General features: G+C 73.5%; 24 protein-coding genes and 2 pseudogenes. 7 read left to right on the forward strand and 19 right to left on the reverse strand.

The annotated features are described in order from the left end of the window. Nucleotides 1-14 precede the first annotated feature (14 nt). Complete coding sequence (hrcA, locus tag ACGF4F_RS32820; protein ID WP_393083705.1) at nt 15-1037, reverse strand: heat-inducible transcriptional repressor HrcA; 1023 nt, start codon at nt 1035-1037, stop codon at nt 15-17. A gap of 259 nt (nt 1038-1296) precedes the next feature. On the opposite strand from hrcA, the gene ACGF4F_RS32825 reads away from it, so the two are divergent. Beyond that, nucleotides 1297-1953 carry a DUF4870 domain-containing protein gene (locus tag ACGF4F_RS32825; RefSeq protein WP_393083708.1) on the forward strand — a complete coding sequence of 219 codons (657 nt, stop codon included), beginning with the start codon at nt 1297-1299 and terminating at the stop codon, nt 1951-1953. Nucleotides 1954-1996: 43 nt separating this feature from the next. Here ACGF4F_RS32825 and hemW read toward each other — a convergent pair whose 3' ends face one another. After that, complete coding sequence (gene hemW, locus ACGF4F_RS32830; RefSeq protein WP_393083711.1) at nt 1997-3220, reverse strand: radical SAM family heme chaperone HemW; 1224 nt, start codon at nt 3218-3220, stop codon at nt 1997-1999. A gap of 19 nt (nt 3221-3239) precedes the next feature. Here hemW and ACGF4F_RS32835 point away from each other — a divergent pair, with 19 nt between their 5' ends. Beyond that, nucleotides 3240-4025, forward strand: a complete 786-nt coding sequence (locus ACGF4F_RS32835; RefSeq protein WP_393083714.1) for an enoyl-CoA hydratase-related protein — start codon at nt 3240-3242, stop codon at nt 4023-4025. Between the two features lie 131 nt (nt 4026-4156). Then, nucleotides 4157-5023 carry a hypothetical protein gene (locus ACGF4F_RS32840; protein WP_393083717.1) on the forward strand — a complete coding sequence of 289 codons (867 nt, stop codon included), beginning with the start codon at nt 4157-4159 and terminating at the stop codon, nt 5021-5023. A 99-nt stretch (nt 5024-5122) separates the two neighbouring features. Here ACGF4F_RS32840 and ACGF4F_RS32845 read toward each other — a convergent pair whose 3' ends face one another. From ACGF4F_RS32845 to ACGF4F_RS32880, 8 genes are all read right to left on the reverse strand, one after another. After that, a complete protein-coding gene (locus ACGF4F_RS32845; RefSeq protein ID WP_393083720.1) occupies nt 5123-5767 on the reverse strand; it encodes an MOSC domain-containing protein in 645 nt (214 codons plus the stop codon). Between the two features lie 95 nt (nt 5768-5862). Further along, on the reverse strand, nt 5863-6693 hold the full coding sequence (locus ACGF4F_RS32850) for a carbohydrate ABC transporter permease (RefSeq protein WP_393083723.1): 831 nt from the start codon (nt 6691-6693) through the stop codon (nt 5863-5865). Further along, a complete protein-coding gene (locus tag ACGF4F_RS32855) occupies nt 6693-7676 on the reverse strand; it encodes a sugar ABC transporter permease (RefSeq protein ID WP_357443931.1) in 984 nt (327 codons plus the stop codon). The genes ACGF4F_RS32850 and ACGF4F_RS32855 overlap by 1 nt, the downstream gene beginning before the upstream one ends. Beyond that, nucleotides 7673-8965 carry a sugar ABC transporter substrate-binding protein gene (locus ACGF4F_RS32860; RefSeq protein WP_393083726.1) on the reverse strand — a complete coding sequence of 431 codons (1293 nt, stop codon included), beginning with the start codon at nt 8963-8965 and terminating at the stop codon, nt 7673-7675. Before ACGF4F_RS32860 ends, ACGF4F_RS32855 begins: the two co-directional genes overlap by 4 nt. Before the next feature lie 228 nt (nt 8966-9193). Continuing rightward, complete coding sequence (locus ACGF4F_RS32865; RefSeq protein ID WP_073839853.1) at nt 9194-9475, reverse strand: GlsB/YeaQ/YmgE family stress response membrane protein; 282 nt, start codon at nt 9473-9475, stop codon at nt 9194-9196. Between the two features lie 312 nt (nt 9476-9787). Next, nucleotides 9788-11665, reverse strand: coding sequence for a translation elongation factor 4 (gene lepA / locus ACGF4F_RS32870; RefSeq protein ID WP_357443935.1), 1878 nt, complete (start codon nt 11663-11665; stop codon nt 9788-9790). A gap of 93 nt (nt 11666-11758) precedes the next feature. Beyond that, entirely contained in the window at nt 11759-12295 is a 537-nt protein-coding gene (locus ACGF4F_RS32875) for a DUF4240 domain-containing protein (protein WP_357443936.1), read from the reverse strand. Further along, nucleotides 12292-12897 carry a DUF4240 domain-containing protein gene (locus tag ACGF4F_RS32880; RefSeq protein ID WP_393083837.1) on the reverse strand — a complete coding sequence of 202 codons (606 nt, stop codon included), beginning with the start codon at nt 12895-12897 and terminating at the stop codon, nt 12292-12294. The genes ACGF4F_RS32875 and ACGF4F_RS32880 overlap by 4 nt, the downstream gene beginning before the upstream one ends. A gap of 57 nt (nt 12898-12954) precedes the next feature. Between ACGF4F_RS32880 and ACGF4F_RS32885 the strand changes: the two genes are divergently transcribed. Both ACGF4F_RS32885 and rpsT read left to right on the forward strand, forming a co-directional pair. Further along, the gene (locus tag ACGF4F_RS32885; protein WP_393083731.1) at nt 12955-13932 is read left to right on the forward strand and encodes a phosphotransferase; all 978 of its coding nucleotides are present in this window, start codon (nt 12955-12957) and stop codon (nt 13930-13932) included. A 113-nt stretch (nt 13933-14045) separates the two neighbouring features. Further along, nucleotides 14046-14312 (forward strand): 30S ribosomal protein S20, encoded by a 267-nt coding sequence (gene rpsT / locus ACGF4F_RS32890; protein WP_357443940.1) that lies wholly within the window; start codon nt 14046-14048, stop codon nt 14310-14312. 94 nt (nt 14313-14406) lie between these two features. Here the strand turns inward: rpsT and ACGF4F_RS32895 are convergent, their stop codons facing one another. From ACGF4F_RS32895 to nadD, 9 genes and pseudogenes are all read right to left on the reverse strand, one after another. Further along, nucleotides 14407-14856, reverse strand: coding sequence for a hypothetical protein (locus ACGF4F_RS32895; protein WP_393083734.1), 450 nt, complete (start codon nt 14854-14856; stop codon nt 14407-14409). Next, the gene (holA, locus tag ACGF4F_RS32900; RefSeq protein ID WP_357443944.1) at nt 14853-15833 is read right to left on the reverse strand and encodes a DNA polymerase III subunit delta; all 981 of its coding nucleotides are present in this window, start codon (nt 15831-15833) and stop codon (nt 14853-14855) included. Before holA ends, ACGF4F_RS32895 begins: the two co-directional genes overlap by 4 nt. 131 nt (nt 15834-15964) lie before the next feature. Continuing rightward, nucleotides 15965-18351, reverse strand: a pseudogene (locus ACGF4F_RS32905) (ComEC/Rec2 family competence protein). Continuing rightward, nucleotides 18348-19059: pseudogene (locus tag ACGF4F_RS32910) on the reverse strand (helix-hairpin-helix domain-containing protein). Before ACGF4F_RS32910 ends, ACGF4F_RS32905 begins: the two co-directional pseudogenes overlap by 4 nt. Nucleotides 19060-19342: 283 nt before the next feature. After that, entirely contained in the window at nt 19343-20110 is a 768-nt protein-coding gene (locus tag ACGF4F_RS32915) for an SDR family NAD(P)-dependent oxidoreductase (protein ID WP_393083738.1), read from the reverse strand. A 148-nt stretch (nt 20111-20258) separates the two neighbouring features. After that, the gene (locus ACGF4F_RS32920) at nt 20259-21110 is read right to left on the reverse strand and encodes a DegV family protein (RefSeq protein ID WP_393083741.1); all 852 of its coding nucleotides are present in this window, start codon (nt 21108-21110) and stop codon (nt 20259-20261) included. 48 nt (nt 21111-21158) lie between these two features. Next, nucleotides 21159-21788: a histidine phosphatase family protein gene (locus tag ACGF4F_RS32925; RefSeq protein ID WP_393083744.1), complete on the reverse strand. Its 630-nt coding sequence runs from the start codon at nt 21786-21788 to the stop codon at nt 21159-21161. After that, entirely contained in the window at nt 21785-22189 is a 405-nt protein-coding gene (rsfS, locus tag ACGF4F_RS32930; RefSeq protein ID WP_073838283.1) for a ribosome silencing factor, read from the reverse strand. Before rsfS ends, ACGF4F_RS32925 begins: the two co-directional genes overlap by 4 nt. A gap of 110 nt (nt 22190-22299) precedes the next feature. Beyond that, nucleotides 22300-22896 carry a nicotinate-nucleotide adenylyltransferase gene (gene nadD / locus ACGF4F_RS32935; protein WP_357443957.1) on the reverse strand — a complete coding sequence of 199 codons (597 nt, stop codon included), beginning with the start codon at nt 22894-22896 and terminating at the stop codon, nt 22300-22302. A gap of 150 nt (nt 22897-23046) precedes the next feature. Here nadD and ACGF4F_RS32940 point away from each other — a divergent pair, with 150 nt between their 5' ends. Together ACGF4F_RS32940 and ACGF4F_RS32945 are read left to right on the forward strand one after the other, a co-directional pair. Then, nucleotides 23047-23694 carry a PadR family transcriptional regulator gene (locus ACGF4F_RS32940; protein WP_393083748.1) on the forward strand — a complete coding sequence of 216 codons (648 nt, stop codon included), beginning with the start codon at nt 23047-23049 and terminating at the stop codon, nt 23692-23694. Nucleotides 23695-23851: 157 nt separating this feature from the next. Further along, complete coding sequence (locus ACGF4F_RS32945; RefSeq protein WP_393083751.1) at nt 23852-25051, forward strand: FAD-dependent monooxygenase; 1200 nt, start codon at nt 23852-23854, stop codon at nt 25049-25051. Nucleotides 25052-25071: the final 20 nt, after the last annotated feature.

Below are 25071 nucleotides of genomic sequence, written 5' to 3' on the forward strand. Positions count from 1 at the left end.
GCGGCCCTGACTGGTCAGTTCTGGGCCAGCAGATCGCCCACGTAGCGTGCCACGGCCCGCACTGTGGCGATGGTGCCGGGGTAGTCCATCCGGGTCGGTCCGAGCACGCCGAGTCCACCGACGATGGTGCTGCCGGGGCCGTAGCCGGTGCTGACCACGGAGGCGGCGCGCAGGTTGTCGATCTCGTTCTCGTCGCCGATCAGCACCCGGGTGGTGCTCGGCTCGGCCTCGCCGATGAGCTTGAGCAGCACGACCTCCTCCTCGAGCGCCTCGAGGATGGGGCGCAGCGAACCCTGGAAGTCCAGCAGACCACCGCGGGTGAGGTTGGCGGTGCCGGCCAGCGCGATGCGCTCCTCGTGCCGCTCGACCAGCGTCTCCAGCAGCACGCTGGAGAGCGTGGCCATGGCCGGGCGCAGCTGCGGCGAGGACTCGTCCACCAGCGCCTGGACCAGCGGCGGGGTGTCCGCCAGCAGGGTGCCGACCAGCTTCTCGTTGACCAGCCGGCGCAGGTCGGTGACGTCGTCGGCGGGGATCGGCCCGGGCAGCTCGACCAGCCGTTGCTCGACCCGCCCGGTGTCGGCGATCATGACCACCATCAGCCGGGTGGTGGAGATCGGCACCAGTTCCAGGTGGCGCACCTTGGAGCGGGCCAGGCTCGGGTACTGCACCACGGCGACCTGCCGGGTGAGCTGGGCCAGCAGCCGGACCGTGCGGTGCACCACGTCGTCCAGGTCGACCGCGCCGACCAGGAAGCGCTCGATGGCCCGGCGCTCGGCCGGGCTGAGCGGCTTGACCCGGGAGAGCCGGTCGACGAAGAGCCGGTAGCCGCGGTCGGTGGGCACCCGGCCGGCGCTGGTGTGCGGCTGCCGGATGTAGCCCTCCTCCTCCAGCACCGCCATGTCGTTGCGGACCGTGGCCGGGGAGACGCCCAACTGGTGCCGCTCGACCAGGGACTTGCTGCCCACAGGCTCCTGCGTGGCGACGTAGTCCTCGACGATCGCGCGCAGCACGGCGAGCTTGCGGTCGTCGAGACCCATCTCCCCACCTCCTGACGCGCCTCGGCCCGCCGGCGCGCGTCGCCACCCGATTGGATCAGCGGCACGCGGTGCCGACTGAGCGTCTGGCACTCGACTGTAGCGAGTGCCAGTCTACGTCGGCGTGCCCGCCGACGCGATGATCAGCGACGGACCCCCGGTGCGGACCGCCACGCAGTCACGCCCCCTGGGCCGAACAGCCGGACATCCCGGGCGATCTCCCCCTGGCGCGCCCTTGCCCACGGGACCTACCGTGACGTCCATGACTGAACCTCCTCGCCCTCCGGGAGCGGGGGACTCCGGCGCCCAGCCGCCGGAGGCGACCCCGCCGTCGGCACCGTTCGGCTCGTCGGCGGACGAGCCCCCCACCGCACCACTGTCCGGCGCACCGGCGGGGGGCGACTATCCCCCGCCCGGTGGCTATCCGCCGCCCTCCGGCGGCCAGCCGCCGTCGGGTGGCTACCCACCGCCGGGCGGATATCCTCCGCCGGGCGGATATCCTCCGCCGGGCGGCCACGCCGCGCCCGGCGCCGGCTACCCGACCGGCGGCGGCTACGGGCCGCCCGCCGGCTACGCCAACAACGAAGACAAGACCTGGGCCCTGGTCGCGCACTTCGGCGGCGCGGCGGCGATGTTCATCAGCGCCGGGGTGCTGGGTTGGCTCCCACCGCTGGTCTCGATGCTGGCCCGGGGCAACCAGTCCCCGACCGTGCGCCAGCACGCGGTCGCGGCGCTCAACTTCCAGCTGCTCTGGTCGATCGTGGGCCTGGTCGGCTGGATCCTGAGCTGCATCCTGATCGGCTTCCTCGGCGTCGGCGCGGCCGTCATCCTCGGGGTGGTGTTCGGCATCCTCGCCGGGGTCAAGGCCAACGAGGGCCAGCTCTACCAGTATCCGATGAGCCTCAGCCTGATCAAGTGACCCTGACCCGGCCGGCCTCCGGGTCGGCCGGGTCCGGCATCGCTCAGGGCAGCAGGTCGCGGACCACCGCGTCGGCCAGCAACCGGCCGCGCAGGGTCAGCACGGCCCGGCCGGCCGTGTACGCGTCGGGGGCCAGCAGGCCGTCGGCCAGCGCCCGCTCGGCGCCGGCCCGGCCGGCCGGGTCCAGCACGTCCAGCGGCAGGCCGGCGGCGAGCCGCAGCCGCAGCATCACGTCCTCCATGTGCGCCTCGTCCCGGGTGAGCACCTCCCGGGCCAGGCCGGGTGACTCCCCGGCGGCCAGGCGCTGCGCGTACGCGGTGGGGTGCTTGACGTTCCACCAGCGCACGCCGCCGACGTGGCTGTGCGCCCCCGGGCCGAGGCCCCACCAGTCGGCACCGGTCCAGTAGAGCAGGTTGTGCCGGCACCGGGCCGCCGCGGAGCGCGCCCAGTTGGAGACCTCGTACCAGGTGAAGCCGGCCGCGTGGAGGGCGGCCTCGGCGGCCAGGTAGCGGTCCGCCGCCACGTCGTCGCTCGGGTACGGCAGCTCGCCGCGGCGCATCCGCGCGGCCAGCCGGGTGCCGTCCTCCACGATCAGGGCGTACGCGCTGACGTGGTCCACACCTGCGGCCACCACCTGCTCCAGCGAGGCGGCGAAGTCCTCGGCGGTCTCCCCCGGCGTGCCGTAGATCAGGTCCAGGTTCACGTGGTCGAATCCGGCGTCCCGCGCCTCCAGGGCGGCTGCGGTGGCCCGGCCGGCGCTGTGCCGCCGGTCGAGGACGGCCAGCACCCCGGGCGCGGCGGACTGCATGCCGAGCGAGATCCGGGTGTAGCCGGCCGCCCGCAGCGTCTTGAGCGACTCCGGGGTGACCGACTCGGGGTTGGCCTCGGTGGTCACCTCGACGTCGGCGGCCAGCCCCCAGGTGCGGTCGATGCCGTCGAGGATCCGGGCCAGGTCGTCGGCGGGGAGCAGGGTGGGCGTGCCGCCGCCCACGAAGACGGTGTCCACCCGGGGCGGCGGGCTGTCGCCCAGCACCCGGCCGGCGAGGGCCAGCTCGGCCAGGACCGTGTCGGCGTAGCTCTCCCGGCTGGCCCCGCCGCCCAGTTCGGCCGCCGTGTACGTGTTGAAGTCGCAGTAACCGCACCGGCTGGCGCAGAACGGGACGTGCACGTACACCCCGAAGCCGCGGGCGCCGACGGCGCGGCGGGCGGCAGCGGGCAGCGATCCGTCACGCGGGACGGATTCGCCTTCTGGAAGGACGCCGGGCATGGCCACTAGTGTGCCCGGCATGACCTCTCCGGACGATCTCGTGCGGGTCGCCACGGCCCGTGGGGTGACCACCCTCACCCTGGACAGCCCGCACAACCGCAACGCGCTCTCCACCCCGCTGATGACCGAGCTGCTGGCCGGGCTCGCCGCGGCGGTCGCCGACGACGCGGTCCGGGTGATCGTGCTGGACCACACCGGGCCGGTCTTCTGCTCCGGGGCGGACCTCAAGGAGACCGCCGCCGCGTACGCCAGCGGGACGGTGCCGGCCGGGATGCTGGGCGACGTGCTGGTGGCGGTCCGGGAGTGCCCGAAGCCGGTGCTGGCGAAGGTGGGCGGGCCGGCGCGGGCCGGTGGGCTGGGGCTGATCGCCGCGGCCGACCTGGCGGTCTGCGCCGAGGAGGCGACGTTCGCCTTCACCGAGGTCCGGATCGGGGTGATCCCGGCGGTGATCTCGGCGACCGTGCTGCCGCGGCTGCACCCCCGGGCCGCCACCGAGCTGTACCTGACCGGCGACACCTTCGACGGTCGGCGGGCCGCGGAGATCGGCCTGGTCACCGCCGCGGTGCCGGCGGACGACCTGGACGCCGCGGTGGCACGCTACTGCGCCTCGTTGGTGAAGGGGGCGCCGAACGCCCTCGCCGGCACCAAGGAGCTGCTGCGCCGGCCGGCCGCGACCGACCTGCGCGCGGAGATCGCCGAGTTGGCCACGCGGTCCACCGGGTACTTCCTCTCGGCCGAGGGCCGGGAGGGCGTGGCCGCGTTCCGGGAGAAGCGGCCCGCCGCCTGGGTGCCCACCCGAGACTGAGGCCGACGGGTCTCCGCACGTGGGGCCGGACGCGGTCGGTGGCGGGGCGGTGACGGAACGGGAGACAACCGGTCGGACGACCCGGTTGGTGCGACGCGGGACGTACGCTTGTCGGACTGTCGGGACAGGGGGTGCGGGTGCGAACTCGGGTTGCAGTCGTGGCAGGCGGTGTGGTGGTGGCGGTCGTCGCCCTGCTCGGCGTCTGGTTCGTCACGAAGCAGTTCGGGCAGCACCTCCGCCTGCCGATGGCCAGCCGGACCTGCACCGTGCAGGCTGACGGGCGGGTGGTGCTCAGCGCCGAGCAGATGGCCAACGCGGCCACGATCGCCGCGATCGGGGTGCAGCGGCGGATGCCCGAACGCGCGGTGGTGGTGGCGCTGGCGACCGCGTACCAGGAGTCGCACCTGCGCAACATCGCACACGGCGACCGGGACTCGCTGGGCCTGTTCCAGCAGCGCCCGAGCCAGGGCTGGGGCACCCCCGAGCAGGTCCAGGACCCGCGTTACGCGGCGAGGAAGTTCTATGCCGCGCTGAAGAAGGTCCGGGGCTGGGAGGAGATGCGGGTCACCGAGGCCGCGCAGCGGGTGCAGCGGTCGGCCTACCCCGAGGCGTACCAGAAGTGGGCCGACGAGTCGGAGGTCCTCACCCGCGCGCTGCTCGGCGACGCGACCGCCGCGGTGGCCTGCACCGTCGGGCTGACGCCGACGATGCGCGGGCCGGCCGCGGCGACGGCCCTGGTGGAGAGCCTGACCCTGGACTGGGGGCTGTCCGACCTCACCCCACCGACCGACCTGACCGGGTTCGCCGTCCCGGCGGCGGACAGCCGCAACGGCTGGCGGTACGCCCACTGGCTGGTCTCCCACGCCGACGACCACGGGGTGAAGCGGGTCCGCTTCGGCGACCTGGAGTGGACCGCCGAGCACGGCACCTGGGACAAGGTGAAGGGCAGCCGGGCCGCGTCGACCCAGGTGCTGGCGGAGGTCTTCGCCGCCACGTGACCCGGGCCCGGGCAGCGCGGCCGCCAGCCGGGGCCGACGCCGCCGGCGAGCGCCAGGTGGCGGTCGGTGAGCGGTTGCAGGCCGGCGAGGGCGCGCCGGTCAGCGGCCGGCGGCGCCCAGGCGGCGAAGGACCTTCGCCCGGATCGGCTCGGGCAGCTCCGGCACGTCGGCCAGCCGGGGCAGCAGCTCGGGCTCCAGCGTGGTCGCCCGGAACACCTCGCCGATGGTCACCTCGTGCGCCGGGCGCTCCACCACCTCCACCGGGTCGCCCGCGCCGATCTCCCCCTCGCGCAGCACCCGCAGGTACGCCCCGGGCGCGGCCCGGACGGTGAACCGCTTGATCAGGTCAGGTACGCCCCAGAAACCGGCGAAGGTGGTGCACGGGGTGCGCGGCTTGGTCACCTCCAGCAGGGCGGAGCCGACCGCCCACCGCTCGCCGATGACCGCCCCGGTGACGTCCACCGCGTAGGTGGTGAGGTTCTCGCCGAAGGCACCCGGACGCAGCGGCCGGCCCAGCTCGGTGGCCCACCAGTCGGCGTCCTCCGCGGCGTACGCGTACACCGCCTGGTCGGGGCCGCCGTGGTGGGCCCGCTCGCCGATGAAGTCGCCGGCGACCCCGTCGAACCGGACCAGCACCGGGCCGTCGGCCGGCCGCTTGTCGATCCCGCTGCGGCCGCTCGGGTCGCCCGCCCACTCCGCCTCGGTCACCACGCCGAGGTTCACCGCCGCCAGCCTGCCCGTCATGGCGGTCAGCCTACGGGCACCACTCGGGGCGCCGGAACCGCGCCGAGCGGGCCCCTGCTCGACGGGACGCGTCAAGCAGGGCTCTTCCGGGCACCTCAGCCCTTGACCGCCCCGGCGACCAGGCCGGAGACCATCCGGCGCTGCACCAGCAGGAAGAAGACGATCACCGGCAGGGTGAACAGTGTGGAGGCGGCCATCACCGAACCCCAGGCGGTGTCGTCCCGGCCGAAGAAGAACGTCATCGCCACCGGCAGGGTGTACTTGTGCTGGTCGTTGACGAAGGTCAGCGCGAAGATCAGCTCATTCCACGCGGTGATGAAGGAGAAGATGCTGGTCGCCACCAGCCCGGGCGCGACCAGCGGGAAGAGGATCCGGCGGAAGGTCTGGGCCCGGCTGGCGCCGTCGATCGCCGCCGCCTCCTCCAGTTCCTTCGGCACCGCGGCCACGAAGCCGCGCAGCATCCACACCGCGAACGGCAGCGAGAAGCCCAGGTACGTGAGGATCAGGCTGGGCAGGGTGTTGTAGAGCCCGAGCCGCTGGATCATCAGGAAGAGCGGGATGACCAGCGCCTCCAGCGGGATCATCTGGACCACGAGCAGCAGGATCAGGAAGGTGGTCCGCAGCCGGAACCGGAACCGGGCCACCGCGGTCGCCGCGAGCAGCGCGACCAGCCCGCTGAGCAGCACGGTCGCCACCGCGACCAGCGCGCTGTTGAGGAAGAAGTCGGTGAACGTCACGCCCGGGATCAGGTTCCCGGTGAGGATCTCCCGGTAGTGCTGCAGGGTGGGTTCGGCCGGCACCGCACGCGGGGTCGCCGAGAAGATCTCCCGGTTGGGCTTCAGCGAGGTGGCGACCATCCAGTAGACCGGGAACGCCGCGAAGAGCGCGACCAGCAGGCCGGCACCGTTGAGGGCGATCTTCTTCACTACTCGTCCTCCTGCCGGAGCACCATGCGGACGTACAGGGCGGTCACCGCGAGCAGGATCAGGGTGAGGATGACCGCGATTGCCGACCCGAGGCCGTACTTGGGCGGCGGCGAGAAGGCCTCCGCGTACGAGTAGATCGAGAGCATGAACGTCGACCGGTCCTGGGTGCCGCCGGCCAGCACGAACTGCTGGGTGAAGACCTTGAAGTCCCAGATGGTGGAGAGCACCACCAGGATGCCGAAGACCGGGCGCAGCATCGGGAAGGTGACGGACCAGAAGACCCGCCACGGCCCGGCCCCGTCCACCCGGGCCGCCTCCTGCAGTTCGCTCGGCACGCTCTTCAGCCCGGCCAGCACGCTCACCGCGATGAACGGGAACGAGTGCCAGACGACCACCAGGGTCAGGATCGCGAAGAACAGCAGCGGGTCGTTGAACCAGCCGTAGCCGGTCCAGTCACTGCGCCCGAAGAGCGTGGTGGAGAGCCCGTCCGGCAGCTTGTTGAACAGCCAGGTGACCAGGCCACTGGTGTCGTCGAAAATCCACTTCCAGACGATGGTGCCGGTCAGCGCCGGGGTGGCCCAGGCGAGCATCACGCAACTGGCGACGAAGGTCGCCATCTTCTTGCCGAGGCGGTTGAGCAGCAGCCCGACCAGGGTGCCGATGATCATCGTGAGCACCACGGTCACCACGGCGAAGAGCACGGTGTTGCGCAGCACCGTACGGAAGAACGGATCGCCGAGGATCTGCGCGTAGTTGGCCAGGCCCACCCACGGCCACTCGCGGTCCCCCCGCAACTGTCGGACACTGTCCAACTTGTAGAAGGACATCATCACGACCTGACCGAGCGGCCAGAGCAGCAGGACCGCGATGACCGCCAGACAGGGCAGGAGCAACAGGTACGGGAGATGGTCCACCCGGCGGCGGCGCCGCGCGGGGGTCTCCCGCGCGGCGCCCGTCCCGGTGGCCTCGGTCAGCGTCGTCACTTGGCGTTGAGGATGCTTTCCATCTCGGTGGCCGCGTCGGCGGTGGCCTTCTCGACCGTCTTCTGGCCCTTGATGACCGAGCTGTTCATGGCCTGGGTCACCGTCTTGGTCCGGCTGACCTCGACCCACTTCGGGGTGAGCGGGGTCAGCTTGGTGTTCTGCATGGCGGTGGCGAACGCCCCCATCACCTTGTCGTTGGCGTAGTTGCCGCCGCCGACGAGGTCCTTGTAGACCGGGAAGAAGCCGAGGCTGCTGGCGAACTCCTGGTCCTTCTGCTTGCTCAGCAGCACGGTCAGGTAGTCCCAGGCCAGGGCCTGCCGCTTGCTGTCCTTCCACAGGGCGATGTCGGAACCGCCGGCGAAGGCCGGGGCCGGCTTGCCGTCCGGACCCGGGATGGGGAACGCGCCCCACACCTTCTCGATGTCCGGGTTGTCCTTCTTCATCGCGCCGCCCTGCCAGCTACCGGCGAACGCCATGGCGGCGTTGCCCGTCGCGAACTGGGTCCGGGCGTCGACCTCGTTCCAGCCGGCGGCGGCCGGCGGGGCGACCTTGTGCACGGTCACCAGGTCGGTCCAGAACTTGACCGCCCGCTGCGCCTCCGGGGTGTTGTAGCCGGACTTCCAGGTGTCGCCCTGCTTGGTGGCGATCTCCCCGCCAGCGGCCCAGAGGAAGGAGTAGAACGGCAGCTCCGAGTTGCCCGGCAGCGCGATGCCGTACTTGCCCGGCTTCTTGGCCTGCACCGTCTTGGCGGCGGCGACCAGTTCCTCCCAGGTCGTCGGCGGCTGCACGCCGGCCTCGGCGAACCAGTCGGTGCGGTAGTAGATGGCGCGTACGCCGGCGTACCACGGCACGCCGTACTGCTTGCCGTCGAGCTGGGCGTTCTTCACCAGGTCGGGCAGGATGTCCTTGCCCTCGGTCCAGCCGTTGAACTTGTCGGTCACGTCGGCGAGCGCCTCCTGGGCCGCCCAGCCCTGGGTCTCGGTGTTGCCCAGCTCGGTGACGTCCGGTCCCTCACCGCCGGCCAGGGCGGCCTGGAACTTCTTCGGCGCCTCCAGCCAGGGGATGTACTGCACCACCACGTCGGTCTCGGGGTGCTTCTTCTTGAACTCGGCCTCGACGCTGTCGAGGAACTTGGTCTGGGCGTCGCCGCCCTCGCCCATCATCCAGACCGTCAGCTTGCTGTTGTCCGCGGCCTTCTCGTCGTCCCCGGAGCCACCGCAACCGGCGAGCACCATCGCGGCCGAGGCCACGATGGCGGTGACCGGCGCCAGCCGCTTCCACCTGTTCACGCCTATATCTCCCTCGCGCCGTTTGGCACTAACCTTCTCCGCCGCACCTTAGTAGGAAAAATTCCTTTACGACAGGGGGCAGTGTGCGGGCGGGGGCCTGGCGACGGTATCGCAGCCTGCGGCTCCGGCGGCAGGGGTGACGTCCGGGCAGGTCAGGCCGGACACGCCAGCGGGCGCCCGACCAGGTCGGGCGCCCGCTTCAGCGTTTTTCGGGGGTTGGGGTGTGGGTCAGTAGCGCGAGACGCTGCGCCGGCCACCGATCCCGGCCACCAGGGCCACGGCGATCGCGGCCAGCACCACCTGGACCAGCAACTCCATCCAGTCGACGCCGGCGGTCTCGGTCGCGATGCCCAGGGCCCGGGCCAGCACCGTGCCGAGCAGCGCCGCGCCCACGCCGATCAGCATGTGCAGCCAGATCGGCATGTTCTGGCGGCCCGGCACGACCAGGCGACCCAGCGCGCCGACGATCAGACCGACGATGAGCGCGGTGATGATTCCGGTGACGGTCATGGTCGCTCTCCTCCTAAGATCTGTCACACGTTGTCGCGTGTTGTCTGTCGTGACCGCTAAATTCCCGACCGGCCGAAAACCCAAACCGACTCGCCGCCGGACGGCTGCCACCCGATCGATGCCCGACCCCGGTCCGCTTCCTCAACAGGGGCGATCGCGCAGGTGGCGCGGGGTGCCGACCGGATCGGACGGCAGGCGTCCGCAGCGCGAAATTCACCTCCGGGTACGCGAAAGGCCGGCGCCCCGCCCGCGGGACCCGGATCCGGGTCACCGTGGCGGGGCGCCGGCCATGCGTCGGCGTACGGCGAGGGCCTACTTCTTGCCGGCGGGCTTGCCGTCCCCGGAGTCGGAGGAGAGGGCGGCGATGAAGGCCTCCTGCGGCACCTCCACCCGGCCGACCATCTTCATCCGCTTCTTGCCTTCCTTCTGCTTCTCCAGCAGCTTGCGCTTACGGCTGATGTCACCGCCGTAGCACTTCGCGAGCACGTCCTTACGGATGGCGCGAATCGTCTCCCGGGCGATCACCCGACTGCCGATGGCGGCCTGGATGGGCACCTCGAACTGCTGGCGCGGGATCAGGGTGCGCAACTTGGCCGCGATCGTCGTGCCGTAGTTGTAGGCCTTGTCCTTGTGCACGATGGCGCTGAACGCGTCCACCGGCTCGCCGTGCAGCAGGATGTCCACCTTGACCAGATCGGACGCCTGCTCGCCCGAGGGCTCGTAGTCCAGCGAGGCGTACCCCTTGGTGCGGCTCTTGAGCTGGTCGAAGAAGTCGAAGATGATCTCGGCCAGCGGAAGGGTGTAGCGCAGCTCCACGCGGTCCGCGGAGAGGTAGTCCATGCCGAGCAGGCTGCCCCGGCGGCCCTGGCACAGCTCCATCACCGCGCCGACGTAGTCGTTCGGGGTGAGCACGGTGGCCCGGACCGTCGGCTCGTACACCTCGGCGATCTTGCCGGTCGGGTACTCGCTGGGGTTGGTGACCACGATCTCCTCGCCGTCCTCCTGGATGGCCCGGTAGACCACGTTCGGCGCGGTGGAGATGAGGTCGAGGTTGAACTCCCGCTCCAGCCGCTCCCGGATGATCTCCAGGTGCAGCAGGCCGAGGAAGCCGCAGCGGAAGCCGAAGCCGAGCGCGCCCGAGGTCTCCGGCTCGTACGTCAGCGCCGCGTCGTTGAGCTTGAGCTTGTCCAGCGCCTCACGGAGGTTGGGGTAGTCGGATCCGTCGATCGGGTAGAGGCCGGAGTAGACCATCGGCTTCGGGTCCTTGTAGCCACCCAGCGCCTCGGTCGCCGGCCGGGTGTTGATGGTGACCGTGTCACCCACCCGGGACTGGCGCACGTCCTTCACACCGGTGATCAGGTAGCCCACCTCGCCGACGCCGAGCGCGCCGGCCTTCACCATCTCCGGCGAGATGACGCCGATCTCCAGCAGCTCGTGCACGGCGCCGGTGGACATCATCTTGATCCGGTCGCGGGCCTCGATCCGGCCGTCGATCACCCGGACGTAGGTGACCACGCCCCGGTAGACGTCGTACACCGAGTCGAAGATCATCGCGCGGGCCGGGGCCTCGGCTTCGCCGACCGGCGGCACGAACTGCCGGACGATCTCGTCCAGCAGGTGCGGCACGCCCTCGCCGGTCTTGCCGGAGACCTTGATGCAGTCCGCCGGGTCGCCGCCGATCAGGTGGGCCAGCTCCTCGGCGTACTTCTCGGGCTGGGCGGCCGGCAGGTCGATCTTGTTGAGCACCGGGATGATGTGCAGGTCGTTCTCGAGGGCCAGATAGAGGTTGGCCAGGGTCTGCGCCTCGATCCCCTGCGCGGCGTCGACCAGCAGGATCGCGCCCTCGCACGCGGCGAGGGACCGGGACACCTCGTACGTGAAGTCCACGTGGCCCGGGGTGTCGATCATGTTGAGCACGGCGGTCTCGCCGGCCCGGTCGCCCTCCCGGATGGTCCACGGCATGCGGACGGCCTGGCTCTTGATGGTGATGCCGCGCTCGCGCTCGATGTCCATCCGGTCGAGGTACTGGGCACGCATCTGCCGCGGATCGACCACGCCGGTGAGCTGCAGCATCCGGTCGGCCAGGGTCGACTTCCCATGGTCGATGTGGGCGATGATGCAGAAATTCCTGATGCGCGCCGGGTCGGTGGCACCAGGAGCGTTCGCGCCGGGATCGAGCGTCGGTGGCACAGCGGTCCGTTCTGGTCGGCTGACGTGAGCGGGCCGGCGCGGCGCCGGCCCCCTCTATGCTCCCACGTCGCCGGGAAAGCCGGTCCTCCCCCGTCACTCCTCCGGCGGCTCCACGAAGAGGGCGGCGAGCCGGGGCAGCCGCCGCCGCGCCTCCTCCTCGTCGTCGAAGTCCCAGAAGTCGTTCAGGTCGGGCACGGGCACCGGGTCACGGTCCGTCGGCAGCTCGGTCGCGGTCGCCTTCCGGTACGCCTCCCAGGGCACCGCCAGCATGTCCTCGCACGTGAACTCCTCGCCGCTGAGCGCGGCGGCCCGGACCTGCGGCAGCTCGGCCAGGGAGTCCGGGTCGGCGACGGCCTTGGCGAAGACCGCCCGGCCCTGGGCCATCAGCCAGCCCCGGAAGTATTCGAAGCCGTCGTCGGAGGCGCCCCCGTTGATCAGGTACGCCGCGCCCCAGAGGTCGACCCGGTAGGAGGCGGCGAGCACCCGCCGCTGGTGGTGGGCGTACCCGACGATCTCCGCCGGGTCTCGCTCGGCGAGCAGGGCGACCGCGCGGGCGGCGACCGCTGCGGGCTCGCCCCCACCGCCGGTGCGGGCGCGGTCGATCAGCTGCCAGAAGTCGTCGGTCCTCATGGCGTGGCAGTCTCCCAGACCGACCCCCGGCCCCGGCCGGACAGCGGAAACAGCGCGGCGAGTCGCGGGTACCGGCGGCTCAGCTCGGCCAGGTCCGACACGGCCCACGCCTCGTCCCCCGGCTGCGGCGAACTGCGCAGCTCACGGCCCCGGGCCGACACCGCGTCGTCCAGGCTCTCCGGCACGCCGGTGATCCGCTCGTACGCCTCGTCGGCCACGTAGTCGAGGCACTCCCAGTCCGGCCACTCGTCGTCGGCCCAGTCTTCCCGGGGACGGCCGGCCAGCCGACGGACCTGCGGCAGGTCGGCGAGCGCGTCCGGATCGGCCACCACCCGGTGGTACGCCTCCCGGCCGAGGCCGATCAGCCACGGCTGGAAGTAGTGGAAGCTGTCGTCGGAGCAGAACCCGTCGAAGAGCAGCGTCGCGGCACCCCACAGGCGCCAGGTGTCGACCGGACCCCGCAGCTCGTCCAGCCGCAGCGCGAAGTCGACCACCTCGGCGGCGGGCCGGGCGGCCAGCCGGTCGGTGAGCCAGGCCAGCCGCTCGTCGGGCGTCCGAGCGCCGTCGGCGGACGCCTCGACCAGCGCCCAGAACTCGTCCATCTCCACGGTCCGGATGCTGCCAGCGCGGTACGACACTCCGTCCGGCAGCATGGGAACGTGCCACCGATCTCGCTGCCCCCGGTGCCGTACGAGGCGACCGCCGTCCGCCCCGACTGGGCCGGGCTGCCGGCCGGGCTGCGGGCGGCGGTGGCCGCCCGGCTCGGCGGGCCCCCGGTGGCGGTCCGGGTGGCCGGCGCCGGCTTCACCCGAGGCTTCGCCGCGGTGCTCACCGGTCCCGACGGCGGCCGGACCTTCGTCAAGGCGGCGGCGCTGGACACCCAGCGGCAGCTGGCCGACTGGTACTTCCACGAGGCCGCGATCCTGGCCCGGCTCCCCGCCGGGCTGCCGGTCCCCCGCCCGCGCTGGGCGCTGACCGAGGCCGGCTGGTACGCGCTCGCCCTGGACGCCGTCGACGGGCGGACCCCCCGGCTGCCCTGGGACCCGGCCGAGCTGGACGCCGCCCTCGCCGCGTACGCCGAGGTGGCCGCCGCGCTCGCCGAGCCGCCGGCGGAACTGGTGGCGCTCGGGCTGCCCCGCCTCGCCGCCCTGGCCCGGGACGACATCCTCTGGTGGGGCGAGGTGGCCGCCGGCCGCGAGCCCGCGCCGGAGCTGCCGGCCTGGGCCCCGCTCCCGGAGCTGGTCGCGCTGGAGTCCCGCCTTCCCGGGTACGCCGCCACCGGCGGGCTGGTCCACGGCGACCTGCGGGTGGACAACCTCCTGATCGACCCCGCCGGCCGGGCGTGGCTCTGCGACTGGACCTGGCTGTGTCACGGGCCGGCCTGGTTCGATCTGGTCAGCCTGCTGATCACCGGGTACGCCAGCGGCCTGGCCGTGGACGTCGCCTTCGCCACCCACCCGGCGGCCGCCGACGCCCCCGCCGACGCGCTGGACGTGACCCTCGCGGCGCTGTCCGGATACTTCCTGACCAGCGCCGCCACCGGGCCGTCGACCGCCTCCCCACACATCCGCGCCCACCAGCGGTGGAGCGGCGAGCAGGCACTCGGTTGGCTGGCCGCACGGCGGGGCTGGACCTGAGCCGTTTTGGCTCGTCCCGGCCGACCTGGTAACCTGGCTTTTCGCGCGGCGATGACGCATGCTCGTCGTGCGCGAAAGCAGACCAACCCGAGCTATCAAGACGAGGCTGTCGCGTGGCGAACATCAAGTCCCAGATCAAGCGCAACCGGCAGAACGAGAAGCGCCGGCTGCGTAACAAGTCGGTCAAGTCGTCGCTGAAGACCGCCATCCGGAAGTTCCACGAGGCTGCCGAGGCTGGCGACACCGAGCTGGCCACCACCCTGATGCGGGATGCCACCCGCAAGCTGGACAAGGCTGCCAGCAAGGGCGTCATCCACGCCAACCAGGCGGCCAACCGGAAGTCGGCGATCGCCCAGCGCGTCGCCTCGTTCTCGGCCTGACGAGCGCCTTCAGACCTGACCGGAAGCCCCGGGGCACCCGCCCCGGGGCTTCCGGCTGTCTACGTTCCGGGTCCTCGGCGGCCTTCCGCCCATCTCACCGCGGGTCGCCGGGGTGGGCGGCTCGCAGCGCAGAGTCGCCGGGGTGGGCGGCTCGCAGCGCCGGGTCGCCCGGGTGGGCCGCGCCGGGCAGCGCCCGGGCCGTCGACGGCACGCGGGCCCGCCCGACCACCGGTTCGATCTGCCGGCGGAAGCGGTCCCGTTCCTGCTCCGGCACCTGGGCGGCGGTGCGGATCACCATCTCGGCGACCATGTCGTTGAGCTTCACCATCACCGCCACCGCCGCCGGCAGCACCAGCACGGCCCACCAGGTGACCAGTTCGGCGAGGGCGAGCAGCACGGCGAGCGCCACCGCCCCCTCGAAGAAGAGGAAGCAGAGCACCCCGCCCGGGTTGACGAAGCGCAGTCCGAGGACCCGGGCGTAGAGCGGGCGGTACCGCTCCGCGTCGGTCGGGACCATCGCCCAGGACCGGGCGGGTCGGGTCACCGGGCGCCACCCTGGCGGGCCGCGACGACCGAGAAGACCGCCCGCTCCAGCGCGTACGCCCGGTCGTCGGAGCCGCCCTTGACGGCCGCGTTGCACTCGGCGGCCGCCCGCATGGCCGCCACCAGGCCCTCCGGGGTCCAGCCCCGGCCCTGCCGCTGGGCCCGCTCGATCTTCCACGCCGGCATGCCCAGGCTGCTGGCCAGCTGATAGGGGCTGCCCCGCCCGGCGGAGGCGACCCGGGCCACCGTCCGGACCCCGTCGGCGAGCGCGTCGGCGATCGGCACCGGGTCGACACCGACGTGCAGCGCCCAGCGCAACGCCTCCAGGGCGGCCGGGACGTCACCGACCATGGTCGCGTCGGCGACGGTGAAGCCGGTCACCTCCACCCGGCCCCGGTAGTAGCGGGCCACCGTGTCCGCCCCGATCCGGCCGTCGGTGTCGGCGACGAGCTGGGCGCAGGCGGCCGCCAGCTCCCGCAGGTCGGTGCCGACGGCGGCGATCAGCGCCTCGGCCGCGTCCTCGGTGCACCTGCCCCCGCTGCGGCGGATCTCGTCCCGCACGAAGGCCACCCGCTCGCGGTGCCCCTTGAGCTTCGCCGCGGGCACCACGGTCGCGCCCGCCGCACGCAACCCGTCGGCGAACGCCTTCCCCTTCGCGCCACCGAGGTGCAACACCACGAGCTGCACGTCCGGGTCCGGGTTCTTCGCGTATGCCAGCAGCGCGGTGACCAGGTCCTTGCGGGCGTCCTGGCCGGAGCGGAGCACGAGCACCCGGCGGCCGCCGAACAGCGACGGGCTGAGCATCTCGGCGATCTCGCCCACCGTCAGGGAGCCGGCCTGGTACTCGCGGACGTCCACGTCCGGGTCGACGCTGCGGGCCCGGGCGACGGCTTCGGAGACCGCTCGCGTGGCGAGCAGTTCCTCGTCGCCGAGAACGAGCAGAATAGGAGGCAGGCTGGCGGGGGTCACGTCGCCCATATTCGCACGGCCCCCGACCGGATCGTGCCTGCTCATCGGTGACTGTGACGGCACAGCCTGCACTCAGCGCGAATCCAGACATTTGAGTCGATCCTCCTGCTATCCGAACAATCCGCTTCGATCCGCCGAGGTCACCGGCCACCCCGGCGTCCCGGCCCCACGCCCCGGGCCACCACCGCGAGGCCGGAGCCGTCCCGGACCGCGGCGACGTCCCCGTCCGTGTCGGTCCGCAGCACCCGCGCGCCGGCCCGGGTGAGCCGGTCCAGCAGGCCCGGGTTGGGGTGCCCGTAGTCGTTGTCCGCGCCCACGCACACCAGGGCGACGGCGGGCCGGACCGCCGCCAGGAACTCCGGATCCTGGTAGGCCGACCCGTGGTGGGCCACCTTCAGCACATCGGCCCGGACACCACCGGGCGGCAGGCTCTCCAGCAGGGCCCGCTGCTCCTCCGTCTCGGCGTCGCCCGGGAGCAGGATCCGCACCCCGGCCACCGTGGCCGCCAGCACCAGGGAGTTGTTGTTCGGATCCGACCGGCTGCCCCGCAGCGGGTACGGCGGACCGAGCACGGCCAGCTCCGCTCCCCCGGCCCGCCACCGCCAGCCCGCCGGCACGGCACGCAGCGCGGCGCCGCCATCGCGCGCGGCGGCGCGTACCTGGGACACGCCGTAGGGCGGCTCCGCCCACTGCGGAGTCACCACGTCCGCCACCCGCCGGCCCCGGAACACCCCGGCGATGCCACCCACGTGATCGGCGTGAAAGTGGCTGACCACCAGCAGCGGGACCTCCCGTACGCCGAGCCGGCGCAGGCACCCGTCCACCCCGGCCGGGTCCGGGCCGGCATCGACCACCACCGCCCGGCCGGCGGCGACCGGCAGCACGACGGCGTCACCCTGCCCCACCGCGCAGGCCACCACCACCCAGCCGGCCGGTGGCCAGCCGGCGGCCAGCAGCCGGACGGGCAGCGCGCCGAGCACCGCCGCGACGGCGCCAACCGCGACGAACCGCCGGAGCAACGGCCGGCGGGTGGCGAGCAGCAGGGCCACGCTCAGGGCGGCCAGCAGCAGGGCGCCGGTCACCCCGCCCGGCCAGGGCAGCGCCCCGGCGGGCAACCGAGCCCCCTGCCGGGCCACTGTCACCAGCCACCAGGCCGGCCAGCTCGCCAGCCAGGCGGCGAACTCGGCACGCGCCGGCCAGACCGGCGACACCACGGCGGCGAGCACGCCGAGCACGGTGGCGGGCGCGACGGCCGGCACCACCAGGAGGTTCGCCGGCACCGCGACCAGGCTCACCGTGCCGGACAGGCCGGCGATCACCGGACCGCAGGCGAGCTGGGCGGCGGCCGGCACGGCGAGCGCCTCGGCCAGCCCTGCCGGTACGCCCCGCCGGCGCAGGCCGTCCCGCCACCCGGGAGCGAGCAGCAGCAGCCCGGCGGTGGCGCACACGGAGAGCGTGAAACCGGGGTCCCCGGCCAGCTCCGGGTCGACCAGCACCAGCACGGTGACCGCGGCGGCGAGGGCGGGCAGCGCGGCCCGGGATCGCCCGGCGGCGAGCGCGGCCAGGCCGATGGCTCCCATCGCCGCCGCGCGGACCACGCTCGGCGACGGCCGAACCAGGATCACGAACCCGATCAGGGCGAACAGGCAGAGCGCGGCGGCGGTCCGGGGACCGGCCCGGGCCCAGCGGGCGAGCAGCAGCACCGCCCCGACGACGATGGCCACGTTCGAGCCGGACACCGCGTTCAGATGGGTCATCCCGGTGGTCTGGAAGTCCTCCTCCACCGCCGGCGGCAGGCGGCTGGTGTCGCCCACGACCAGGCCGGGCAGCAACCCGCCCGGCTCGTCGGCGAGCGGCTCGCACGCGCGTTGCAGCCCGGCCCGGAGGGCGCCGGCGGCCCGCTGCACCCAGGGCGGTGGGCCGTGCAGGGTGGGCGACCCGGTGGCCGAGAGCACCGCCGCGGTCAGATCCCCGCCGCGCGGGGCCATCAGCCGTCCCCGTGCGGTCGCCCGCTGCCCCGGCAGCAGGGTCCGCCAGGCCGGATCGCTCGCCAGCACCAGGCCCCGCACCGATCCGGCCACCTGCCGGCCGGTGGAGTCAGTCAGACGGAGCAGGTCGGCGCGGAGGAGCACGGTGGCCGGCCGGCGACGCCCCGGATCGGGCTCGGGTCGTCCCGGACCACCAGCTCGACGGTGACCAGGGGCCGCTCCTGCACGAGCGCCCGCACCGGGGTGGCGTCGCGGACCGCGACCCGGGCCGCGGTGGCGGTCGCGCCGCAGACCACCCCGAGCAGCACGGCCACCGCGATCCAGCCGAGCCGGCGGACCGGGGCGGCCGGCCGGCCCAGCCGGCCGCACAGGTGGAGACCGAGGAGGGTGGCCACGCCGCCGGCGACCGCGGCCACGGTGGCCGTCGCCGCCGCGGTGAGGTGCAGGCCGGCCAGGGCGGCCAGCCAGGCGGCCACCGCCAGCCCGGCCAGCCGCAGATCGGGTACCTCGCGAGCCCCGGTGTCGGTCGCGGGGTTCACACCGTCACCAGTTCTTTGAGCTGCTCGTACCGGGCGTCGCCGATGCCCTCGACCTGGCGCAGGTCGGAGACCGACCGGAAGCCGCCGTGCCGCTCCCGGTGGTCGAGGATCCGCTGGGCGAGCACCGGGCCGACGCCGGGCAGCGCGTCGAGCTGGGCCAGCGTGGCCGTGTTCAGGTTGACCGGACCGGCGGGCGCCCCACCGAGGGCCGCCGGCCCCGCCGCCTGGCCGGGCTGGGCCGGCTGGCCGGGCGGTGCGGCCACGCCGACCAGGATCAGCTCGCCGTCGGTGACCTTGCGGGCCGGGTTGAGCAGGGCCACGTCCACGCCGGGCAGCGCGCCACCGGCCGCCTCGAGGGCGTCGCCGACCCGCGAGCCGGCGGGCAGCCGGACCAGGCCCGGACGGCGTACCTTGCCGGCGACCGCGAACCACCTCGCCGCTCGCCCCGGACGAGGCGACCGGGGACGGCAGTGGCTCGTCCGCGGCGGCCACCGCCGACACCGGCCGGACCGGCTCGGCGTGCGGGCGGGCCCGCCAGGCCCAGATCCCGGCCACCAGCACCACGACGACGGCGACGACGGCCAGCGCCCGGACGCCCCGCCGACCGGGATCGAACGCGCCCGGCCCGGGCAGCCGAGAGAGCCGCGACGGCGGGTCCGGGCTGGGCTCCGGCTCGTCCGCCTCGGCGGAGCCGGTGACGGGCGGCACGACCGCATCGGAGCGCCGGCCCGGCTCCCCGGGTACGCGCGGCCGGGGCGTGGCGGGTGCCGCCGGGAGCAGGTCGAAGGTCGGCCAGTCCGGCTCGCGGCGGGCGTCCCGGGTGAACAGCCGGGACAGCCGCCGGCGCACCGCGCTCTCGTCGTCGTCTGACACGGCGCGAGGCTAGGTCGCCCGACGGGTGGTGTTCAGGAAGGACCAGGCAGGCTGTGGACAGGCGGATCCCCTGTGGACGACGACCTGATCATGCCCGAACCGTGCTATCGGTCCATGCTCACCCCGCCTCGGGGTCGACGCCGAACACCGCCCGGCCGCCGTCCACCGGCACCGTCGCCCCGTTGACGAAGCTGGCCCGCTCCGACAGCAGGAACGCCACCACCTCGGCCACCTCCCCGGTACGCCCGATCCGGCCCAGCGGGTGCAGCCGAGCCAGCTCCGCGGTGATCCACTCCGCTTCGGCCGGCTCCCGTGAGGCGAGGAAGGCGGCGTGCCGCTCGGTGTGGATCGAGCCGAGCGCAACGGCGTTGGTCCGTACGCCCCGGACGCCGTACTCGACGGCGAGCGAGCGGGTGAGCCCTTCGAGAGCGGCCTTCGCCGTGGCGTACGGCAGGGCGCCCGGCACCGCCCGGCGGGCCTGGTGGGAGGAGACGTTGACGATCGCGCCACCGGTGCCGGCGGCCAGGAACCGGCGTACCGCGGTGCCGGCGCCGACCACGGCGGGGCGCAGGTTCCGCGCGATCAACTCGAACACCTCGGCCGCAGGCGCGGTGTGCAGGGCGGCGTCCCGGAACACGGCGGCGTTGTTGACCCAGCCGGCCAGCGGGTCGGCCGCCTCGGCCAGGTCGGCGGCCCGCCCGGCGACCTCCTCGTCGGCGGCGTCGCCGAGCACCGGCCGCAGCCGGTCGGCGGCGGGATGCTCGGCCAGCCAGCGCAGCGCGTCCGGGTCCTGCTCGACGACCACCACGGTGCCGCCGTCGGTGGCGAGCCGCTCCACGATGGCCCGTCCGACGCCCCGGCCCCCGCCGGTCACCACGTACGACACGACGTCATTCTCCCGGGCCCGGAGGGCCGCGCGCTATCCGGAGCCGCATCGGCGAAACTGCGGTGTCCGCGTGCACTGGATGCCGCCACCTCGCCGAAGCCGCGCACTCGCCGGGGTGGCGCCGGCACCCGGGTGGAGGCGGCGTCGGTCAGGAGGGGCGGCGGTGGACGACCACGCAGGCCAGTCCCGGTCCGGCGTGCGCCGCCACGACCGCCCCGGCCTCGGTGACGTACGTGTCGTGCAGGCGGGCGCCGAGGCGGTCGGTCAGCGCCGCGACCAGTTGCTCGGCGCGCTGCGGGGCGGCGAGGTGGTGCACCGCCAGGTCCACCTCGGCGTCGCCGGCCGCCTCGACGGCCAGGTCGACCAGGCGGGCCACGCCCCGGCTGGCGGTACGGACCTTGTCCCGGAGCGCGATCGTGCCGTCCGGCATGTGCATGATCGGCTTCACCGACAGGGCGGTGCCGAGCAGGGCCTCGGCCGCGTTGATCCGGCCGCCCCGACGCAGGAACTCCAGGGTGTCCACGTAGAAGAAGATGGTGGTCCGGGCGATGGCGTCGACCGCCGCCTGGCGTACCCCGGACAGGTCCGCGCCCTCGGCGGCGGCCGCGGCGGCGGCGAGCGCCGGGAAGCCCAGGCCCATCCCCGTCGAGCGACTGTCGACCACGGCGACCCGGTCGCCGAACTCGGCGGCGGCCAGCCGGGCGGCCTCCACCGTGCCGGACAGCTCGGCCGACAGGTGCACCGAGAGCACGCCGGCGGCGCCGGCGGCGAGCCGTTCGCGGTAGACCTGCGCGAACTGCTCCGGAGCCGGGCGGGAGGTGCTGGCCGAGACCCGTCGGCCGCTCAGTGCCCGGGCGGCGTCGTCCGGGAACGTCTCGACCCCCTCCCGCCCTTCGGCGCCGTTGAGCACGACGGTCAACGGGACGACGGTGAGCCGGTGCGCGCGCACCAGCTCGGGCGGGAGGTAGGCGGTGGAGTCGGTGACGACCGCGACGGGCATGACCGGCACGCTAGCCGATACCGGCCCGGCACGCCCGGGCCGGATGACTCAGACCGCGTCGGTCAGCGCCGGCTGCGTGATGAGCCCGACGTTGTGCGCGCGCAGGTGCCAGCCCCGGACGTCGTTGTGGCGCAGCTCGGTCCAGTGGCAGTTGGCCAGCGAACCGACGCTGCGCAGCACGGCGTGGTCCCAGCCGAGCAGGTGGCCGACGCCCTGCCGGGCGCCGCCGCCGTGCGTGGTCACCACGACGGTGCCGCCGACGGCCAGGTCGGCCGCGTCCTGCATGGCGGCGCCGAGGCGCTTGCCCAGGTCGTCGAGGTGCTCGATGCCGGCGCCCGGGTCGGGGTCGCCGGCGCGCCAGCGGGCGTACTCGTCGGGGAAGCGCTCGGCGACCTCGGTGAGCGCGAGGCCCTGCCACTGGCCGAAGTGGCGCTCCCGCAGCCGGGCGTCGGTGCGTACCGGCAGCCCGGTCAGCGCGGCGAGGGCGGCGGCGGTGTCGGCGGCCCGGCGCAGGTCGCTGGCGACGATGGCGTCGGGGCGCAGCGCGGCCAGCACGGGCGCGGCGGCGCGGGCCTGCTCGCGACCGAGGTCGTTGAGCGGGACGTCGGTCTGCCCCTGGACCCGGTCGGCGGCGTTCCAGTCGGTGTTGCCGTGCCGCCAGATGATCAGGCGGGTCATTCCGCGCTGGCGGTGCCTGCGGTGGAGTCGGCCAGGTCCCGGTCCACGAACGGGATCTGCGGGCAGTCCTTCCAGAGCCGGTCGAGGGCGTAGAACTCGCGCTCCTCGGTGTGCTGCACGTGCACCACGATGTCGACGTAGTCGAGCAGCACCCAGCGGCCACCCCGCTCGCCCTCGCGCCGGACCGGCTTGGCCTTCTCCGGCAGCTCCAGCAGCCGCTCCTCGATGGCGTCGACGATGGCGAGCACCTGGCGCTCGTTCGGAGCGGCGGCCAGCAGGAACGCGTCGGTGATGGCGAGCTGGTCGCCCACATCGATGATGACGATGTCCTGCGCCTTCTTGTCGGCCGCGGCCTGGGCGGCGGCCATCGCCAGCTCGTGAGCGCGTTCGGAAACTGTCACCGTTCTCCTTCGATCAACCGTGCGATCCTCCAAGCCTCTCACACCGGGCCGCGCGACGACTTGTCAGTTCTGGCCGATTACCCGGACAAACGCTCGCGTTGGGGAATATTTCACCGCTGATAGAGGCGCCGCTTGGCGATGTACTGCACCACACCGTCCGGCACCAGGTACCAGACCGGCTCACCGCGGGCCACCCGGGCGCGGCAGTCGGTCGAGGAGATGGCCATGGCCGGGACCTGTACCAGGCTGACCGTGTCCGCGGGGAGGTGCTTGTCGGTGAGTTCGAACCCGGGGCGGGTCACCCCGATGAAGTGGGCCAGCTCGAACATCTTGTCCACTTCCTTCCAGGACAGGATGCGTTCCAGCGCGTCCGCACCGGTGATGAAGAAGAGCTGGACCTTCGGGCCGTACTCGGCGTGCAGGTCGCGCAGGGTGTCGACGGTGTACGTCGGGCCGCCGCGGTCGATGTCGACGCGGCTCACCTGGAAGCGGGGGTTGGAGGCGGTGGCGATCACCGTCATGAGGTAGCGGTCCTCGGCGGAGCTGACCACCTCGTCCGCCTTCTGCCAGGGCTGGCCGGTGGGGACGAAGACCACCTCGTCCAGGCCGAACCGGTCCGCCACCTCGCTGGCCGCCACCAGGTGACCGTGGTGGATCGGGTCGAAGGTGCCGCCCATGATCCCGATCCGCCTGATGTCTTCCTCCACCCCGCGATCGTAGGCCGGTGCGGGGCGTCGGCAGTCTCGCCCCTTGCCGGCGCCCGCGCTTCGGGCGGTTCCGGCCGGGGCTTCCCCGATCGTCCGGTTGGCCATATACTCGTCTGCGAGTAATCGGCAGCGAGCATCATGGGAGGCGGCATGTCGGGGCGACGGAAGGTCGGCAACCTGCTGGCCCTGGCCGTGCTGTCCGCCCTCGTCCAGCGGCCCATGCACCCGTACGAGATCGCCACCACGCTCCGCGGCTGGGGCAAGGACCACGACATGGGCATCAAGTGGGGGTCCTTCTACACGGTGGTCCGCAATCTGGAGCGGCACGGCCTGATCGCGGCCGTGGAGAGCGTCCGTGCGGGTCGGCGCCCTGAGCGCACCGTCTACCGCATCACCGACGCCGGCCGGGCGGAGCTGGTCGACTGGACCCGCGAGCTGGTCTCGACCCCGGTCGCCGAGCAGTCCCGCTTCCGCGCCGGCCTGTCGGTGCTCGCCGTGCTGCATCCCGAGGAGGCGACGGCCCTGCTGCGCCGGCGGCTGGCGCTGCTGGAGGAGGAGGTCGGGGCCGAACGTGCCGTCCTCGCGGAGCACCTGCGCACCCTGCCACGCCTGTTCCTGGTCGAGTCGGAATACGACCTGGCCATCCGGGAGGCGGAGGTGGCCTGGGTCCGCGCCCTGCTGGCCGAGCTCGGCTCGGGCAGCTACCCGGGCCTGGCCGAGTGGCGGGCCTTCCACGAGACCGGCGTGCTGCCGGCCGAGCCGGACGGGCCCGGGGAGAGGAGCGGCTCCGCACCGTGATGGACGGCCCCGGCACGGTGCGCCAACACCAGGCCGGGGCCCTTACCTCGAACCGACACCCGAAGGTGCCCGGCCCGAAGCGGCAACCATGAGGATAGCTGGGCTCCCTCCAGGGCGGTTCGTACGCATCGCAACCGACGATCCCTGGGAGGGAAGCATGACCACAGTGCGAACAGCAATCGTGATCGGCGGCGGCATCGCCGGCCCGGTGACCGCGTTGGCGCTGCACCGGGCGGGCATCACCGCGACCGTGTACGAGGCGTACCCGAGCACCACCGACGGCGCCGGCGGCACGCTCGGGCTCGCGCCCAACGGCGTCGCCGCGCTGCGCGCCGTCGACGCGGACCGGGCCGTGACCGCGATCGGAAATCCGATGGTTCGAATGGTGATGGCGGTAGGGCGCAAGCGCATCGCCCTGCCGGGTCTGGCGGGTGTGCCGCCGTTGCAGGTGGTGCACCGCAACGAACTGCACCGCGTGTTGCACGACCGCGCCCACGCCGACGGGGTGGTCATCGAGCACGGGAAGCGCCTGGTCGACGTGCGGGAGACGGGCAGCGGCATCACCGCCCGGTTCGCCGACGGCAGCACGGCGACGGCGGATGTCCTCATCGGCGCCGACGGCATCCGGTCGGCGGTGCGCGCCCTGATCGACCCGGACGCCGTCGGGCCGAAGTTCACCGGGCTGCTCGGCTTCGAGGCGGTGGCCCGGCACGAGGTCGAGGTGGAACCAGGCACCATGACCTTCGCCTTCGGCCGGGGCGGCTACTACCTCTACTGGCCGGAGCCGGGCGGCGGCACCCGGTGGGGCGTCAACCTGCCGCAGCAACGGCCGATGAGCCTCACCGAGGCCCGCGCCGTGCCGCCGGCCGACTGGATGCGGACGCTGCGGGCCGCGTACGCCGGCGACGACCCGGGTCGCGAGCTCATGCTCACCAGCCGCGAGGACGAACTGCAGGTGGTGGGCTCGCTGCACATCATGCCGCCGGTGCGGCACTGGCACCGTGGGCGGATGGTGCTGGTCGGCGACGCGGCGCACGCGCCGTCGAACAGCTCCGGCCAGGGTGCCTCGCTGGCCATCGAGAGCGCCGTGCAGCTGGCCCGCTGCCTGCGGGACCTGCCCGACATCCCGTCCGCGTTCGCCGCCTACGAGCAGCTGCGCCGCGGCCGGGTGGAAGCGGTCGCCGCGCGAGCGGCGAAGATCAACCGCACGAAGGCACCGGGCCCGGTGGCCCGGGCGCTGATGCCGGTGCTCATGCCGATGCTGATGCGGATCGCGATGAACCCGGAGAAGACGCTCGGCCCCGAGCAGCGGTACGTCATCGACTGGGACGCCCCCGTGACGACGGCCGCACGCTGAACCCGCGCCGTGGGTGGCGC

This window comes from Micromonospora sp. NPDC047740 (genome assembly GCF_043204735.1).
GTDB lineage: Bacteria > Actinomycetota > Actinomycetes > Mycobacteriales > Micromonosporaceae > Micromonospora.